This is a genomic window from Thioclava sp. JE_KL1, assembly GCF_009296265.1.
GTDB lineage: Bacteria > Pseudomonadota > Alphaproteobacteria > Rhodobacterales > Rhodobacteraceae > Thioclava.
Genome location: NZ_WBJS01000024.1, coordinates 1 through 17,255, shown reverse-complemented (window position 1 = coordinate 17,255; position 17,255 = coordinate 1). Strand labels below are relative to the sequence as shown.

General features: G+C 62.3%; 16 protein-coding genes. 5 read left to right on the top strand and 11 right to left on the bottom strand.

Annotated elements, in window-relative coordinates:
• On the top strand, nt 1-222 hold a 222-nt coding region (locus F8R15_RS21560; RefSeq protein WP_172976274.1), incomplete at its 5' end, for a hypothetical protein.
• Here F8R15_RS21560 and istB read toward each other — a convergent pair.
• A complete protein-coding gene (gene istB, locus F8R15_RS20000; RefSeq protein WP_083080375.1) occupies nt 216-1,058 on the bottom strand; it encodes an IS21-like element helper ATPase IstB in 843 nt (280 codons plus the stop codon). The two genes, F8R15_RS21560 and istB, sit on opposite strands and share 7 nt — an antisense overlap.
• On the bottom strand, nt 1,055-2,287 hold the full coding sequence (gene istA, locus F8R15_RS19995; RefSeq protein ID WP_368731102.1) for an IS21 family transposase: 1,233 nt from the start codon (nt 2,285-2,287) through the stop codon (nt 1,055-1,057). Before istA ends, istB begins: the two co-directional genes overlap by 4 nt.
• 369 nt (nt 2,288-2,656) lie before the next feature.
• Here istA and F8R15_RS21690 point away from each other — a divergent pair, with 369 nt between their 5' ends.
• The 3 genes from F8R15_RS21690 to F8R15_RS19980 all read left to right on the top strand — a co-directional run bounded on the left by F8R15_RS21690 (nt 2,657) and on the right by F8R15_RS19980 (nt 6,511).
• Nucleotides 2,657-3,046, top strand: a complete 390-nt coding sequence (locus F8R15_RS21690; RefSeq protein ID WP_216644154.1) for a helix-turn-helix domain-containing protein — start codon at nt 2,657-2,659, stop codon at nt 3,044-3,046.
• Nucleotides 3,047-3,217: 171 nt separating this feature from the next.
• Nucleotides 3,218-5,053 (top strand): hypothetical protein, encoded by a 1,836-nt coding sequence (locus F8R15_RS19985; RefSeq protein WP_152845772.1) that lies wholly within the window; start codon nt 3,218-3,220, stop codon nt 5,051-5,053.
• Nucleotides 5,054-5,116: 63 nt separating this feature from the next.
• Nucleotides 5,117-6,511 carry a hypothetical protein gene (locus F8R15_RS19980; protein WP_152845771.1) on the top strand — a complete coding sequence of 465 codons (1,395 nt, stop codon included), beginning with the start codon at nt 5,117-5,119 and terminating at the stop codon, nt 6,509-6,511.
• 256 nt (nt 6,512-6,767) lie between these two features.
• Here F8R15_RS19980 and F8R15_RS19975 read toward each other — a convergent pair whose 3' ends face one another.
• The 8 genes from F8R15_RS19975 to F8R15_RS19940 all read right to left on the bottom strand — a co-directional run bounded on the left by F8R15_RS19975 (nt 6,768) and on the right by F8R15_RS19940 (nt 15,053).
• Nucleotides 6,768-7,001 (bottom strand): hypothetical protein, encoded by a 234-nt coding sequence (locus tag F8R15_RS19975; protein WP_083080306.1) that lies wholly within the window; start codon nt 6,999-7,001, stop codon nt 6,768-6,770.
• 131 nt (nt 7,002-7,132) lie between these two features.
• A complete protein-coding gene (locus tag F8R15_RS19970; RefSeq protein ID WP_083080309.1) occupies nt 7,133-8,689 on the bottom strand; it encodes an ISL3 family transposase in 1,557 nt (518 codons plus the stop codon).
• A complete protein-coding gene (locus F8R15_RS19965; protein WP_368731101.1) occupies nt 8,619-9,503 on the bottom strand; it encodes an IS66 family transposase in 885 nt (294 codons plus the stop codon). The genes F8R15_RS19970 and F8R15_RS19965 overlap by 71 nt, the downstream gene beginning before the upstream one ends.
• A 110-nt stretch (nt 9,504-9,613) precedes the next feature.
• A complete protein-coding gene (locus F8R15_RS19960; protein WP_083080312.1) occupies nt 9,614-10,648 on the bottom strand; it encodes a DUF475 domain-containing protein in 1,035 nt (344 codons plus the stop codon).
• A gap of 1 nt (nt 10,649) precedes the next feature.
• Nucleotides 10,650-11,624, bottom strand: a complete 975-nt coding sequence (locus F8R15_RS19955) for a 2-hydroxyacid dehydrogenase (protein ID WP_083080326.1) — start codon at nt 11,622-11,624, stop codon at nt 10,650-10,652.
• On the bottom strand, nt 11,624-13,246 hold the full coding sequence (locus F8R15_RS19950; RefSeq protein ID WP_083080329.1) for an ABC transporter ATP-binding protein: 1,623 nt from the start codon (nt 13,244-13,246) through the stop codon (nt 11,624-11,626). The genes F8R15_RS19955 and F8R15_RS19950 overlap by 1 nt, the downstream gene beginning before the upstream one ends.
• Entirely contained in the window at nt 13,239-14,174 is a 936-nt protein-coding gene (locus F8R15_RS19945; RefSeq protein ID WP_253732807.1) for an ABC transporter permease, read from the bottom strand. Before F8R15_RS19945 ends, F8R15_RS19950 begins: the two co-directional genes overlap by 8 nt.
• A 9-nt stretch (nt 14,175-14,183) precedes the next feature.
• The gene (locus F8R15_RS19940) at nt 14,184-15,053 is read right to left on the bottom strand and encodes an ABC transporter permease (RefSeq protein WP_253732805.1); all 870 of its coding nucleotides are present in this window, start codon (nt 15,051-15,053) and stop codon (nt 14,184-14,186) included.
• On the opposite strand from F8R15_RS19940, the gene F8R15_RS21555 reads away from it, so the two are divergent.
• On the top strand, nt 15,037-15,213 hold the full coding sequence (locus F8R15_RS21555; RefSeq protein WP_165757063.1) for a hypothetical protein: 177 nt from the start codon (nt 15,037-15,039) through the stop codon (nt 15,211-15,213). The genes F8R15_RS19940 and F8R15_RS21555 overlap by 17 nt on opposite strands.
• On the opposite strand, the gene F8R15_RS19935 is transcribed toward F8R15_RS21555, so the two are convergent.
• Entirely contained in the window at nt 15,203-16,705 is a 1,503-nt protein-coding gene (locus F8R15_RS19935) for an ABC transporter substrate-binding protein (RefSeq protein ID WP_083080338.1), read from the bottom strand. The two genes, F8R15_RS21555 and F8R15_RS19935, sit on opposite strands and share 11 nt — an antisense overlap.
• Nucleotides 16,706-17,255 lie beyond the last annotated feature (550 nt).

The window sequence follows — 17,255 nt, the reverse complement described above, 5'->3', positions numbered from 1 at the left end:
GCCGCGGACCTGGTCCCGCTGGCTCACTGCTTGCCTGGCGGCCGCCTCTGCGGCGGCGATGGCACCGGGACTGACCACCTGCAGGAGCGCGTGTTCAATGGCATCGTCGACCCGCAAGCCACCGAAGGAGATGCAGCGCGCTTCGCCGTCTTAATTTTCCCCAAAAGTGCCGAAGTAAAATTCCCCACTACGGCGGTTGCGGCGATCAGCCGGTTTCAGTGATCGGCGCCTCCATTCTGGTTTTTCGGTGGCCGTCCGCGGCGCTTGGGCGGTGGCGGCGGAGCGATGGGGGCGTTCGCCCTGACATGCTCGGGGATGAGGTCGGCATGGGCGCGTAGCCGGTAGCTGGCCCCTTCGATCTGGATGACGACCGCATGGTGCAAGAGGCGATCCAGCAGGGCTGTCGCGACGACCGGATCGCCGAACACCTCGCCCCATTCGGCGAAGCCGCGGTTCGAGGTCAGGATCATGGCGCCTTTCTCGTAGCGGGCGTTGACGAGCTGGAAGAACAGGTTGGCGCCGCCGGTCGTGATCGGCAGATAGCCGATCTCGTCGACGATGAGCAGCGCGGCCCGGGCATAGAACCGGATCTTTTCGGGCAATCGTCCCTCGCGTTCGGCCTGGTTCAGCGCGGTGATTAGTTCTGCGAGTGTGGCGCGGTAGACGCTTCGCCCCGCCTTTACTGCCGCGACGCCGAGCGCAGTTGCGAGATGGCTCTTGCCGGTGCCCGGCGGCCCGAGGAAGTGAACGACCTCGGCGCGCCGGATGAAGTCGAGCTGGGCCAAGGCCGCGATCCGATCTCGGTCGAGCGAGGGCTGGAAGCGGAAGTCGAAGCCTTCGAGCGTTTTGACCGGCAGCAGCTTGGCCGTGCGCAGGGCGACGTCGATCCGGCGCGTCTCGCGGGTCGCGTATTCCTCGCTGAGCAGCCCGTCGATCGCCTCGATCGCGGTGATCTCGCCCGTCTCGAGCTGCCGTATGGTGTGATCGAGCGCCTCCAGCGCACGCGGCATCTTCAAGCCGACAAGGGCGCCGCGGATACGGTCCAAAAGATCGGTCATGATGGCGCCCCCGTAGCGGCCAGGCGTCGGCCAACCGCATCATAGAAGTCGAGCGGCCGCCGTAGCCCTTGCGATGACGGCGGCGGGGCCGGTTTCTTCGGCGGTGTCTTGCGATGGGTGGGGTCGACCCGGCGGCAGGCCTTGCCTTCCAGAACCGGATGGCAGGCGATCAGTTGCCCGTCTTCGAAGATCCGAAGCTCCTCGGCGTGATGCTGGACCTCGAGTGTCCGGCGACGGGTCGTGTCGGGCACGGAATAGAAATTGCCACCGACCGAGATCATCCCCTCCTTGCTCACGCGCCGTTCTACGGTGAGGACGGCGCTGTAGGGGATCACCGGGAGCGGCTTCAGACTGGGCTGTTCTTCGGTGAAGGCCGCGTCCACCACCCGTCGGGTCGTGGCATGAACCCGGGGATTGGCGATCTCGGTTCGCCAGGCCTCGAACTGGGTGTTGAGATCGTCGATGTTGCGGAATGTGCGGGCCAAGAAGAAGTCTTGCCGGATGTAGCGGAAGGGACGCTCTACCTTGCCCTTGGTCTTTGCTCGATACGGCTGGCAGGCCCGTGGCACCGCGCCATAGTGGTTCAGCAACGCAACCAATGCGGCGTTGTAGGTGACAACTCCGGCCTCGTCTTCGCCAATCACCGCCGTCTTCATCCGGTCATAGAGGATCTCCTCTGGCACGCCGCCGAGGGCAGCGAAGGCCGCGATGTGGCAGCGCAGCACCGATTGCAGGTTCTGACTGGCAACGAACCGGCCCCAGAGCCAGCGACTGTGGCCGAGCACCAGCGAGAACAGCCAGACCTTGCGAACCACGCCCGGCTCGTCGGTGAACTCCACCGTGAACTCCGCGAAGTCGACCTGGGCCTGCTTGCCGGGTGGGGTTTCGAACCGTCTCTCGAACGGGGCGTGCCGCGCCGGGCGCACCTCGCGCAGGAAGTCCGTCACCGCGGTGTAAGCGCCTTCATAACCCAGCTCCCGGATCTCGCGTAAAAGCCGCGCGCCGCTGAGATCGGGAAAGGCCTGAACTCGTTCCTGCAGGTAGCGCTCATAGGGCTCGATCACCCGTGCCCGTGGCTGGCGCGGCCCGTAGACCGGAGCTTCCAGCCCCAGCTCGAGATACTTCCGCACCGTCTTCCGGTCGCAGCCAACCTTCCGCGCGATCGCGGTGATGCTGAGACCCTGGTTCTTCAAATTCTGGATCAAGACAATCTCCCTCAGTCCTATCACCTGCCTGCCCCTGTCGCTCTCCGTTCGGAGCATCAGGCCTGTGTCCCGCGACAGTGCCAATTCCGAATAGATGAAGTTCGGAATTGGCACTGACGCTCACGTCTGGGGAAAATTCAAACGGCGGTTTCGGGGAGATTACGTCCGGCGGTTACATCCGCCTCGCCTTGGGCCACAAGGTCCGGACAGGTCCGTGCCCGGGACAGGGGGAACCATAGGGCAGGGCCGCAGCTGGAATTCCGCAGCAGCAGGGAAAGCCCCCAGCACCGCACCCGCACCCCCTACCCGGCCACCCCCTGAAAATTCTGAACGCGAAAATTTGGATTTGAACGGCGATTTCCCTCTCTCCTTTCCAACGAAAGGAAAATACCGATGCCGAAACGCTCCAAGACCTCTGACGTCGACCACGCCTCATCCCTCCTGAGTGCCTCCGACCTGCTTCGCCGCTGGCAAGCAGGGAGCGATGCGACGCTCTGGCGCGCCGAAAAAGACGGCCTCCTGCTCCCGGTCCGCGAGGGCCGGCGCAGGGGCTATTCGTGGGAGACAATCTGGGCATTTGAGGGCGGGCAGCCGCCAAGGGTAATGGAAGCAGCTTATCGAAAGCGATTGCTGACTCCTGAACAGGCGGCAATGCGCGTGCCCTACCGACCGTCGACGCTCATCACCAAGGCGCGAGAGGGCACCCTGCCCTGCCGCAGGATCGGCACACGCGTCCGTTTCGTCGCCGATGAGATCGATCGCTGGCTGTGCTCATGGCTGTGATCGCCGCCACTGCGCCTGAACGGGAGAACCGCCATTTGAACGGGTTTTCTACCCCTTTGAACCAAACACCCCCCGAACTTCACGGTCCAAATCTGCGTGAGCGTCTCATTCATCTTGGTCCGAATGAACGCGCCACTCAGCAGATGAAATCTTACCAGCAAGGATGAAATAATGACTCTCAACGATATCTACCTCGCCCTACCCAATCTCTATTCCGAGTCCTCCGCACAGGCTTACGGCGCCGCGTTTCGCCGCGTCGAGAAGCTGACCGGCCGAACCCTCAAGCAGGTTCCCGCAGATGACGTCGCATGGACCGAGATTGCCCGCCACATCGTCTGGGCCGGGGAGTTTCGGGCCGCGACACCGAAGGCGGCAGAACGCGCTTTTCATACTTGGTCGGGAAAAATCAGCGCCGCGATCCGGAAAGCGCAGGAGGCGACTGCAGAGGCACCTGTCGCTCCCGATGCTCGCCTCGCATGGGACCAGTTGATCAATTACGCCAAGCGAGTGCAGAACCGTCCGGGGCCCGATGGGAAAAAACTGCTGCCCGGAATGGCAGATGTATCGCTCGCAAATCTGCGGGCGCGCGTCGGGCATGTCTTTCCGGTGGAACTGGACAACGAAGCGGCCACCGAAGCACTCTCGTGCATTCCTTCTGACAAAACTGCGTCCTTCCGTCGCTCGATCAGGCTCCTCGACCAGATGATCACCCAAAGGGACCGGCATGAAGAAATCGCCGCCCTGCTCCCGACATCGCCGGTGGGGCCCCTTCCGGGACTGCGGGACGCTCCGCTCGACTGGACAGCCCTTCCCGCATCTCTGGTCGCGTCCTGCGACGCGGCGATCGAGCGAGCTATCAATGGAGAGCGGCCGCAGCGCGATCGTTTCGGAGGCAAACTTGGCGAAGACCCGCTACCGCGGCGGAGCAAGAACAAGCGCAAGATCCGCAACCCTGAGAACCGCCGCAAGAACCATCGCCAAGCTCTGTCCTGGCTGATCCGACACACATGGGAGGACCGCACCCCACCCCCTGACGTTACTCAGCTTGAAGACCTTCTGACCGCCAAGCATGTCACAATGGCGACCGCAAAATACGCGGAAAGAACGACGCAGAGCAAAACCCTCAAGACGGCCAAGGAGACGTCTTCGACACACTCATGGCTCGCGACCCTCGATACACTCGCGAAGCGCAATGACCTCGGTGACGACGTGCTCGATGCGATCGCTGATTTGCGGTTCTCCGACACCGTCCACAGTGATTACGCGAACGAGATGGCGGCAGAACGCGCGGCATTCCTAAAGCTGCTGGATCACAACCCCGAAGTCGTTCGAGCCATCCTCACAGGTCCGCGCGTTTTGGCACGCGAAGCGCGGCGCGGGCTTGATGGGTGGGACAAATTGGGGGCGCATGCCCAGACCGAGGTGCTCCATATCGCAATGGCCTCGGCGGCGATGGCGCTCCAGCTTTCGCGACCTCTGCGGACGCGCAACATCCACGAGCTGACAGTGAGCGGAGAAGGCGCCGAGCTTCGTCTCCCGCGTCGCAAGGGGTCTTTGGCGATGATCGACATTGCCCGAACGCGTGTGAAGAACAATCGCGACATTTTCCACGAGGTGCCGGCGGTTCAATGGCAGACTCTTGCTCTTTGGATCGAAGAAGGGCGCGCCAAGTGGTGCGTGGGTCATAACATCGATCCCGATCTCAATCCTTACCTCTTCCCGGGTATCAATAGCGACGGGCCGATCTCGCGAGGCACATTCAACAAGTTTTGGAATCGGGGGATGTCGCGCATTGGCGTGATCGGCCTCAATCCGCATCTGATGCGGCATGTCGGCGCGACGCTCTACATTGCACAAAACCCCGGCGCCTACGGCGTCGTTGCAGACCTGCTCGGAGACAAGCTCGATACGGTGCAGGCATTTTATGCGCGGGGTGCCGGACGCGAAGCGGCACGTCTCTTTGCCGAGGTCATCCAGCGCCTCGACCCGACACTCCACCTTTCCTGAGGAGGTCTTATGGCTCATCAACCTTTCTCGCGCGCCGAGCGGGTCGCACGGCTGCTTGCGCGAATGCAGAACGTGCCCCGCCCTGTCGCCCACGCGGTTGCGGAGGCAGTCGTTGAGGGCACGCTCAAGGGGCGCGGCGCACCCGCCGCGCTCGAGCGCCTCTACGGCGCTCTCGCGGCGGCGGGCCGAACGCCCGAAACTGCAAACCGCGAAGACTTCGAGGCGGCCGCGAGCAGCCGGACGAGCTACCGGACCTTGATCTCGGCCCTTTCCCGGTTTGATCCCACCGTGCCGCTTGCCCCGGCCCGAGACGTGACGAAGTCTTGGGACCATTGGCTCAACTCCAACTACGGCAGCAAACCGAAGAAACCCCGGCGATCCACCCGGATCGCTGCATTGCCCGAGCAATGGCCTGCGCTTTGGCGCGACGCTCTCCCTCTTCTCGACCGGGTCGTTCGCCGCGGTGAGACGGCCTACAAGCCGCTTCGGGAGAAGTCGCGCGCGTCCGTCGTCGCCGCCATCGGGACCTGCGAAACCGCCCGGATCTGGGCTGCCGCGCACGGCATCGCGCTCGGTGAGACCTTCTGTCCCGATCTCGCCGAGGTATTCCTGCGCTACCTGCTCGTCGAAAGAGGTATCAGCCCTCGTTCGGCCGCGGACTACTTCGAGCGTGTGGAAGGCTACGCCTATCGCGGCCGGCTCTTCGACCGGGCCGCCGCAGAAGCGTTCGCGGATATTCGCGGACAGTTGCGGGCGGAAGCGGAAGATCAGCCGGAAGGCAAACGCGCAAAGGTTCAGGGCTTTCTGAAGGCATTCGACCTCGCTGACATTCTGCATGCCGCCGCGCGACTTTCCGAGGCCGCGACGTCTTGTCGAGGAGACAGTGCAAAAGCCGAACGGCTCAGGCGCAAGTCCGTCATCTTCGGGCTACTGGTCAACGGGTCGGACCGACAGGGAGACCTGTCGGAGTTTCGGATTGGCCGTGAAATCTCGCGATTGCCAGACGGCACTTGGGAGGTGAAGTTTCGACAGGCAAAGACGCGACGCAAAAAGGAACTGGGTGCTCTTTGGCCCTTCACGGCCCGGCTTCTTGACGCTCATGTGTTGGCCGATCGTCCGTCGTGGCAGATCAAAGACCGCATGGCGCAACTCGACGGAATGAACCTACTCAGTCTTGGGGAGGACGGCTATGGCACCTACCACCCGAGCGCTCTTCTCAAAGAGGAGTTCGGAATTTCGGGCCACCTGATCCGGACCTTGGTCACAAACCTGATCCGCACCGAAGAGCCGGATGCGGCATGGGCGGCACAGGCGCTCCTCGGGCACTCGAACCGCTATTCGCAGCGCGCTTATCTTACCGATTTCCGCGTCACGGCGTCGGTGCGCGAATGGCAGTCCACGATGGCGGACCTTGAGAAGAAAGTCGCGCGAGCAACGGTCTACGACGAAGCGTCATAGGAGCGCTTCGTCCGGAATTTCGGAAAAGCTAGCCGCCCCTCTCTCCAATTCAAAAATTGCGCGACAGGCATGTCTTTGGCGCTCCGCGGCGCCTGGACGTCGTAGCGAGACACCGGGCCGAGGCGCGCCCAACTTTTTAAGAAAATTCGGTTTTGGAATTTCCAGACCGAAACGATCTCCCTTTCAGGTCGGGCAATGAGGTCCGCCGCACGCAGCTATTTGTTGAATGCCATTCATCAAATCAATCAACGAATGATTACATGAAGACCGAGGTTACATGACTGAAAAAAGCACTGCAGGGCGCAAACCGAACTACTCCGATGACGACATCGCCGATGCGATCGCCGATCTGCGTTTCAATGGTCGGGACGTGAACGGGAAAAACGTTTGTGACTGGCTCAAGGCGGCGGGCATCGCGAAAGCCCCGAGCGCGGAAGCCGTCAAAAAGGTCATTCAGCGGTTTCTTGAGCGTGAAAATGAAGAAGAGCAAAGGCGGCTGCTTGCCACGTTGCCGGCGGGGATGATCGAGGGGCTCCAGCCTGGTATGGAGGAGTTGACCTCTCTTGTTTGTGAACAGGCATGCAATTTTGGCTCTGAATCAAATTTGGTGCATCTCCTGCTTCATGATGCAGCGACCAGACGCGCCTTCAGGAGTTCAATGTTGGCCCGGCCATACATCTGTCGCTTGATGGTCTTCAGGCGGTTGATCTGCCCCTCCGTCTGGCCGTTGGACCAGGGCTCTGTCAGGGCGGCCACCACGGCAGCCTGATCAGCGACAAGGCCGCGGGAGAATGAGGCGATCTCGCTGGTCGCTGCTTCAACGAGCCACTCCGTCAGGTCGCCCGCCGTGCCGTTCCGCACCATGGTGACGAACCTATCTACGAGGAGACGGGTGGCCGCTAAGGCTGGCAGCGCGGCTTCGACTTGGGCAACGAGCACGGCGTCCGCCTTGGATAGGTGATTGCGTGCCGAGGTCATGAGTTGCGCGATTCTGCGCGCGGGCGGGCATTTCCCGTTGCCGGCCAGCATCGCGCTCTCAGCACGTCGCTGTCGCGTCGCCCATTCGCCGACCACCCGAAGGCTGCCGCCGTAGCCCAAGGCGCGAAGCCGGCGCCAGAGCTCTGTGGCATTGCGACACCCGGCGGCCCAATCATCCTCCAGCCGAGGCAACCAGAGGGTCAGGCTGTTTTGGCGCACTCGGAAGACATCGTCGCGCTCGCCACGCACGATCCGGCGGACGAGGCCACGGCTCAGCCCTGTCGTCCGCACGATGCGCTTGATCGGAACACCTTCGCGGGCCATGCACCGGATGGTCTCGTTTGTATGCTGTCGGCGCTGGAAGCCATCGTAGTGCAGCCGTTCAGCCGCAGTGAGCAGGGCGGGATCGACTTCGGTCGCGCCAACAGATCGGCGGATCGTCGGCATGGACCGTCGCACCGCCGCGAGAAACGCCGCGCTGACGTTCTCGAGGAAGTGCCAGCGATCCACCACCTGAACCGCTTGCGGCAAGGCGCGCGTGACGGCACCGCCATAGCCGCCATTGCGGTCGCGGGCGACGACCTCGATCTGGGGCTGTCTCCTCAGCCACGCCTCGACAGTCTCCGGCTCCCTGTCGGGAATTAGGTCGATGACCTGTCGTCGCTCGAGATCGCAGATCAAAGTGCCGTAGCGCTGGCCGCGCCGCCAAGCCCAGTCGTCGATGCCGATCCCTCGTGGGGCGCTGACCGGCGGCCTCATCGCTATGCGGACGCTGCGCAAAAAGGTGTCCTTGCTCACCGGCAGGAGCAGTCGTGCGGCCAGGGCCTGAGCTGGCCTCCCTCCGAGAGCGAGGCCGAGGTGACGGACCAAGTCTTGTAAGCGCCCAGTCCGCCGCGCGTAGGGCTGAACAATTGCTGGGGAGAACCGCTCCGCGAAGATTCCTGTCTGGCACATAGCGGAGCGGCACCGAAAGCGCCGAGCAGACAGAACAAGTCTGACTTGCCGCCCATGTGCCGGCAGGTCTGCAAGGCGACGCTGGTAGTGACTATGAACGCGTCGAGAAATATCGCCGCATCTTGGGCAAGCGGCAACTCCGCTCTCCGGGCGAACGTGGATCAGCACCCTATCGTCAACCAGCTCGATCCGTTCCGCCTTCAACCCTACGGGCAGGAACGCCCGTCGATCCATTCCACATGCCATGGGCAACCTCCCGCGAAGATCGACCAAATGTAGCGCTGCAAGGAGTCAGCTGCACCAAATACGCGTCAGACCCAATTTTGGGCGCCGATTGGGGGTCAAGATTGCGTGCCGATTGACAGCTGTCCAAACATACCTCCTTGTTAGACTCCCCAGCATACCGCCGAGGGTGGCGACCGCCCTCTTCATCAGGGCAGGAAATCATCGATACGGCCTCGCGGCCGTTGACCTTTGCGGCCTCGACGAGCGACGCGATGCGTCCCCAAGCGCGCCCGCCTTCGTCATGTCCGGCGAACAATGCGTTCTTCCTTTTCAGAGCGATGGGCCGGATCAGGTTCTCCACGCTGTTGGGGTCGATCTCCACCCGTCCATCGTGCAGGAAGGTCTGGAGCCCGTCCCAGTGACGGTGGATGTAAGCGAGCTTCTCGCCCAGGCGCGATTTGGCGGAGATACGCAGACGTTGCTGTTGTAGCCATTCACCGAACTCGACCACAAGGGGCGCGGTGTGCGCCTGCCGGGCCGAGAGCCGCTGTCCCGGCGCCGTGCCGCAGATGTCGGCCTCGATCTTGTAGAACTCGGCGATGCGGCGCAGTCCCTCGGCGGCGATCTCGGAGCCGTCGCGGTCGAAGACCTCCTTCAGCTTGCGCCGCGCGTGGGCCCAGCAATGCGCCACGCGGACCGGGTCGCCACCCTTGCGGGCGGGACGCGTCAAACGGTTGTAGCCCTGGTAGCCATCGATCTGCAGGATGCCGTCGAAGCCGCGCAAGATCTTCTCCGCGTTCTCCCCGGCGCGGCCGGGCGCGTAGAAGAAGACCACGCCCGGTGGATCATCTCCGCCCCATGCCTATATCCCAACTGAAAACTTCATCGTAACAATCTAGCCCCACTCAGGAGCGCAGCAAGTCGGGAATTCCATCGGCGGTCATTTTAGCTATGGTCACTAGCAGCAAGGCGGTTGTGACGCAGAGACGAAAGCAGCGCGAGCCCGATGAATCCCGCGCCGAGCAGGCCGGTAATCACCTCGGGAATGTGGAACAGAGCTTGCGCGAACATGATCACCGAGAGGACGAAGATCGACCAGAAGGCTCCATGTTCGAGGTAGCGGAACTCGGTCAGCGTGCCGCGCTCCACCAGCATCAGGGTCATCGAGCGCACATACATCGCGCCGATCCCCAACCCGATCGCGATCAGGAACAGGTTCTGCGTCAGCGCAAAGGCCCCGATCACCCCGTCGAAGCTGAAAGACGCATCCAGAACTTCGAGATACAGGAACGCGCCCAAGCCACCCTTGGCCACCGTCATCGCGGCATCCGAGCGGTCGAGCACATGGCCCAGCAGTTCGACACCGAGGAAGGTGATCAGGCCGAAGCTCGCAGCGTAAAGGAAGGTGCCGCGATCCTCGATCTCAAGCAGCGAGGAGAACCCGAGCATCATAAGCAGCACCAGCGCGATTTCCGTGCCGCGCACCGAGCCGAAGCGGCGCAGCTTGCGCTCGAGCCACGAGATCCAATCCACTTCCTTGCCGTCGTCGATGAAGTAGCTCAGCGCCACCATCATCAGGAAGGCTCCGCCAAAGGCCGCGATCGACAGATGGGCAGAGCCGATGATCGCGGCATAGCGCGCCGGATCGGTCGCAGCGAGGCGGATCGCCTCGATCGGGCCAATATGGGCGGCGATAACGACGACCAGCAGCGGGAAGATGATCCGCATGCCAAAGACCGCGATCAGGATGCCCCAGGTAAGGAAGCGATGCCGCCAGACCGGGGTCATGGCCTCCAGCTTGTTGGCATTGACGATGGCATTGTCGAAGCTGAGAGAGATTTCGAGCACCGCCAGCACTGCCCCGATCAGACCGAAGCTGATCGCGCCATGCAGGGTGCCGGAATAGCTCCAGCCGAGGGCAAACGCCCCGACCAGACCGGCTGCGGTTACAATATAGGCCCAGAGAAAATAGCGTAACATATCAGGCCTCTACCGTTCCGGGCAGATAGGCGCGCAGATCGACCGGGCTGAGAAGCGGTTTGCCCGCGTAATGCGCCTTGAGGTTGTCGACCAGAAGCTGCGCCATCGCGTCGCGCGTCTCAACCGTGCCCGAGGCGTGATGCGGGAAGAGCGTCGTATTGGGCAGCGCGGTCAACGCCGGATCGGGATTTGGTTCGGAGGCGTAGACATCGAGCGCCGCATGCCCAAGTTTGCCCGAAGACAGCGCCGCGATCATCGCGGGTTCGTCCACGACGGAGCCGCGCGCCACGTTGATCAGAAGCCCTTCGGGACCAAGCGCCTCCATCACCTCGGCCGAGATCAGGCCACGCGTCCCCTCGCCGCCCGCGACGATCACGATCAGATTGTCGCTCTCGCGCGCAAGCTCGACCAAGTCAGGCACGAAGCGCCAAGGCGCATCCTTCTTGCGGCGGTTCCAGTAGCTGACCTGGAGCCCCATCGCCTCGCCGCGACGGGCAATCGCCTGCCCGATCGTGCCGAGGCCGACGATGCCCAGCTTGCGCCCCTTGAGGCTGCGTTGCAGCGGGAACGGACCTTTCGTCGCCCAGTCGCCCGAGCGGGTGTAGGCGTCGGCCGCCACCAACGAGCGGCGCGCGGCCAGCATCAGCATGATCGCGGTGTCGGCGACGTCGTCACATAGCGCCTGCGAGGTATTTGTCAGCGCAATGCCGCGTTTTGCGAGCGCGGCGAGGTCGAAGCTCTCGAAGCCAGCCGAAGAACAGGAGACAAGCTCCAAATTCGGCATCGCCTCGATCATCGCCGCGTCGAGCGGCGCATGGCCGTTGGTCGCGATCGTGCGGCATTTCGGGCCGTGCTCGGCCAGGAACGCCGCCTTATCCTCCGCAAGATCCCAGCGGTGCAGCGTATAGGCGTCTTCGAGCTGCGCCATCGCCACCGGGCGTTGCGGGAAAAGCATCATTACGTCGGGTTTGGTCATTACACGGCCTCCTTGGCCCGCCGCTCGGCGCGCCGCCGGGCCTGCACCTCGGGATCGGGGTCCAGCGAGGCGGCAAGCAGATTTCGGGTATAGGTTTCGCGCGGGAAGTCGAAGATCTGGCGCACAGGCCCCTGCTCGACGATCCGCCCGCCCTGCATCACGATCACCCGATCCGCGAAATCGCGGACCACCGGCAGATCGTGAGCGATGAAGATATAGCTCAGGCCGTATTCGGCCTTCAGCCGGTCGAGAAGCGCGATCACCTGCCCCTGCACCTGCACGTCGAGCGCGGAGACCGCCTCGTCGCAGACGATGATGCGCGGCTCGAGCGCAAGCGCCCGGGCGATCGCGATCCGCTGCCGCTGCCCGCCCGAAAACTGGTGCGGGTAGCGATGCACATGTTCGGATTGCAGCCCGACCTGTTCAAGCAGAGTCGCCACCCGCGCCTTCCATTGCGCTTTAGGCAGGATTTCGGGGTGGATCGCCCAAGCCTCGGAGATCAGCTCGTAGACGGTCATCCGGGGATTGAGGCTCTGCGTCGGGTCTTGAAACACCATCTGGATGTCGCGACGTATCGCGAACATCTCCTTCGGAGTGATCGCGAAAAGGTCCTTGCCCTTGTAAAGCGCCGTGCCGCCGGACGACTCTTCGAGACGCAGCAGGATGCGCGCCGTCGTCGATTTGCCCGAGCCGCTCTCGCCGACGATGGCCAGGGTTTCGCCTTCATGCAGGTCGAAGCTGGTACCGCTGAGCGCCTCGAATGCGCCGTAAAGCTTCTTTGCCTCACGCACTTTCAGAAGCGGTTCGGTCTCGGAAACCTTGTCATGGATTTCCCCCTGCCCCGGCGCGCAGGAAATCAGGCGCTTGGTGTAGGGGTGCTGCGGGTTGGCGTAGATTTCGCGCGCCGAGCCCTGCTCGACGATCTCGCCGTGGTTCATCACCACCACGCGATGCGCGATCTCGGCCACCACGCCCAGATCATGCGTAATGATCAGGAGCGCCATCCCGGTCTCCTTCTGCAACTCCTCGAGAAGCTGAAGGATCTGCGCCTGCACCGTCACGTCGAGCGCGGTGGTCGGCTCGTCCGCGATCAGCACGTCGGGCTTGAGCGCCAGTGCCATCGCGATCATCAGGCGCTGCCGTTGCCCGCCCGAGAACTGGTGCGGGTATTTCTGCGCCGAGTCTTCTGGGTTAGGAATGCCGACCTTGCGCAGCAGATTGATCGTCTCGGCCTTCGCCTCGGCAGCCGAAGTGCCATGGATCACCATTGTCTCTTCGATCTGCCATCCCACGGTATAGACCGGGTTCAGGTGCGCCAACGGATCCTGAAAGATCATCGCGATCTTCTTGCCGTTGATCGCACGGCGCTTAGCGCGGCTCATGGTCAGCAGGTCGCGGCCTTCGTAGAAGATCTCGCCGCTGGTGATCTCGCCCGGGGGGCAGTCGATGAGGTCCATCACTGCGGACGCCGATACCGATTTGCCCGAGCCGGATTCTCCGAGGATCGCGAGCACTTCGCCCCGGTCGATTTGCCAGCTAACATTCTGGACGGCATGCACCGGGCCGCGGGCGGTCTGGAATGTGACCGAGAGATTGCGGACCTGAAGAAGCTGATCAGCCATTCTTCTTGCCTCCGATTTCGAGCCGCCAGCGCTGCGTCGGATCGAGCGCGACGCGCATCCAGTTCGACAGCAGATTGAGCGACAGAGTTGTCAGGATGATCACGAGGCCCGGCCAGAACGACAGCCACCAGGCCGAGGTCAGGTAGGGACGGCCTTGGCTCACCATCAGGCCCCATGTGATTTCGGGCGGCTGGATGCCGATCCCGAGAAACGACAGCGAGCTTTCCGCCAGCATCACGAAGGCAAAGTCGAGCGCTGCGATGGTCAGCAGGGTCGGCAGGATGACCGGCAGGATATGCCGGAAGATGATGCGCAGATGCGAAGCCCCCATCACGATCGCGGCCTGCACGAACATCCGCTCGCGCACCTCCAGCACTTCGGCGCGGGTCGTGCGCAGATAGACCGGGATACGGGTGATCGCGAGCACGATGACGATGTTGCTCACTGAAGGCTCGAGCATATAGAGCACGATCACCGCGAGCAGGAGCGACGGGAAGGACATGATCACGTCCGCAATCCGCGGGACGATGTCGCCCAGCTTGCCGCGCGAGTAGCCCGCGACGAGCCCCAAGGCAGAACCGATCGTCATCGAGGCGATCACCGCACCAGTGGCCACGGCCATCGTGTTACCTGCGGCGACGATGATCCGGGCGAGCAGCGGGCGGCCCAGCTGATCGCCGCCGAGGACCCAGAAGAAGCTCCGGGTCAGGTCGAAAGGCGGCGCATTGCGTCCGCGCAGGTTTTGCCGTGTCGCGAGCTGATCAAGCAGCAAGGGGCCGAGGATCGCGCAGACGATGATGACGATCAAGAAGATTGCGGCGATGGTCGCGGTTTTATCCGCAAGCAGAAGCTGGAGCATCTTGCGCGCCTTGCCGGGTTCAGGCGTCTCCGCTTTGACGGAGGTTGCCGGGGTTCGAGTGTTGGACATGGTCATTTCTCAATACCGGATACGCGGATCGAGGATCGCGTAGGCGAAGTCGATCAGGATGTTCATGATGAAGATCGCCAATGCGGTGACCATGATGGCCGCCAGCACGACGGTGAAGTCGCGGTTGAGGATCGAGTCGATCATCAGCTTACCGACGCCGGGGAAACCGAAGATCGTCTCGACCACCACGGCGCCGTTCAGAAGCGCGGCCGCCTGATCGCCCATCACGGTGATCACCGGCAGCATCGCGTTGCGCAGGGCATGGACGAAGATCGTCTTCTTCGGCGCAACACCCTTGGCGCGGGCGGTTTTCACATAGGCTGAGCCGAGCGCGTTGATCATCGAGCCCCGCACAACTTGCAGGATCAGACCGAAGGGTCGGATGAACAGTACCGCGACCGGCAGGATCCAGTATTGCGGCCCGCCCACTCCGGAGGTCGGCACCCAGCCCAAACCCACGGCGAAGACGACGATCGCGACGATCGCGATCCAGAAATCGGGCGCCGACGCCCCGATCAGCGAGAAGAAGGTGGCGATGCGGTCGAAGATGCCGCCGACGCGGAAGGCGGCCAGTGCGCCAAGCGTGATCGCAGCGACGGTCACGATCGCCATCGTGATCAGTGCGAGGCGGAACGTCCAGCCGAAGGCTTGCAGCACGACGGGCAGCGCAGGTTCGGCGCGGCGGATCGACTCGCCGAAATTGAGATGCACGAGATCCCAGACATAGCGGCCGAACTGCACGATCAGCGGATCGTTGAGGCCATGGATTTCGCGGAACTGGTCGCGCGCGGCTTGGCTGGCATCGACCGGAAGGTAAAGATCCGTCGGGTCACCTGTCAGGCGCGACAGAAAGAAGACGGCAATGATCAAGAAGATCAAGGAGATCGCACTGGAAACCGCGCGCTTCGCGAGGAATTTCTGCATCGGTTCTCTCCGTTGGAACGGCGCGTGTGCCGTGGGGAAATCGGAGCCCCTCTATTCGTGGGCGCTGGCGTGCGGGGCGCCGGATGGCGGCGCCCCGACCTGGATCAGTTTTTGAACTTGATCTGCGAAAGTTGCAGCTCGGAGTTCGTCGCGATCGTCGGCGTGAAATCGAGACGCGGCGAGACGCGCGAATAGCCGACCATGTGGAACAGGAAGACATCCGGACTCAGTTCGGCCACCTTGCGGAAGACCTTGCGCCACGCGTCGCCGCGACCGTCGCCGGAGGTGCCGGTTGCATCGGCGATCTCCTGATCGAGCTCCTCGTTGCAGATCCCCGACTGCAGACCGTCACAAGCGTATTTGGGGTACATCGAGAAGACGGGATCGCCGCGGTTGTTGTCGTGCATTGCCTCCACTATCGAAGGTTCCGGCTGGGCCGCGAATGGTTTGTTGCAGTATTTCACCCATTCCGCCACATCGAGCATCTGCAGCTTCACGTTGAAGCCGACATCGCCGAACATCTGTTGCAGGGCTTCCATCACCTCGGTCACGTTCGGGAAGTTGCCCCTGCGACCGATCATCAGGATTTCCTTGTCGACCGGAACGCCATCGGCCTTGGCCTCGGCGATCAGCTTCTTGGCCTGATCAGGATCATAGGGCGGCACGCCCAGATCCTCGTCCGCACCCAGCGTGGTCGGCACGGTCATATGGGTCGCCACTTCAGCAGTGTCCGGGATCAGAGTGCCTAGGAAGGCTTCGCGGTCGACGGCCATGTTCAGGGCCTTGCGCACACGCACGTCGTCGAGCGGCGCGATCGAAGTGTCGAGGCGCAGGTAAGTGGTTTCAGAGTTCGGGTAGGAGAAGTCGGTCTTCGGGTTGGTGGCATCGATCTGGCTAATCAGAGGCGCAATATCGGCCTCCCCGGTCTGCACCATCGCCGCGCGCACCGCGTTATCCGAGCGGAAAACATAGGTTGCCTTGGTCACCGCGGGTTCGTCCCCCCAGTAATCCGAGCGGCGGTCGAGTTCGATCGACTGCCCGGGATCCCAGTTCGCCAGAACATAGGGCCCGGTCCCGATCGGGTTGCGGGTAAGCTCCATCGGCGTCGACTTCGGCACGATGGTCAGGGTCGACATCAGCAACGGCAGAATAGTCTGCGCTGGGTCCGACTTAATATCAATAGTGTGGTCGTCGACGATTCTCGGATTTATCGTCATGCCACCGAAATACTTGGCCCCAATTCCGCAGGTCATATCCTTTGATAGGGTGCGTTCGATCGAATGCTTCACGTCCTCGGCAGTGAAATCCGTCCCGTCCGAGAACTTCACGCCCTCGCGCAGATGGAACCGCCAGATGCCGTCGCCCTTGTCCTCCCAGCTGGTCGCCAGACGCGGCATCAATTCGCCGTTCTCGACGTTCAACTCGGTCATCGTCTCCGAAATATTCTGCAGGATCACACGCCCGACGTTGGACTGCGACGCCCAGCAGGGATCCGCCGTCTCGAGCTCTTCGTTGAGCACGATCTTGACGTCGGTGTCTGCAGCGAATACAGGTGTCGCTAGGCAGAGAGCCAGCGTCCCGCTCAGCAAAGTTTTTTTATTAAGCAATTGTATTCCTCCTAGTTTTTACGACTTTCTTTGTTTCACCGGCGCCGCCGTATTCGCCGAATGCTTTGGCAATCCGCAACGGTCGGTGGAATCGCTTCTCGTCGATTATTAACGACCGCAACTAAGGTCAAAGCTTCAGTACGTGCTTAATCGAGGCACAACGAGCCAATTGCGGCATCATTCGTCAGCATCGCTTAATTACCTTACTTGATGCACTTAACAGCTGGCCGCTCTACAAAAATAGCGGAACTCGCCGCAGCAATCTTACTTTCGTAAGGAAATCAGCACATTGCTCCATGCCGACAATACCTGCTTTGGAATCGAAAACTGGCTCGACGCTTGCATCAAATAGCCACCCCGTCGCACCCCGAAGAGAGTTGACCCAAACCCATCAGGCCCTGCCCGCATAGGGCTTGCCCTCTGTAGCCTGCCACGCGCTCGCAGATGTTGCACAAAGCGTCGCCGCGATGGCAGCTACGTATTTAAGCTGCTTCATTTGATCCTCCCAAACCGAAACTGCAAGAACGCTACAAGCGAGGCGACCTTTCGT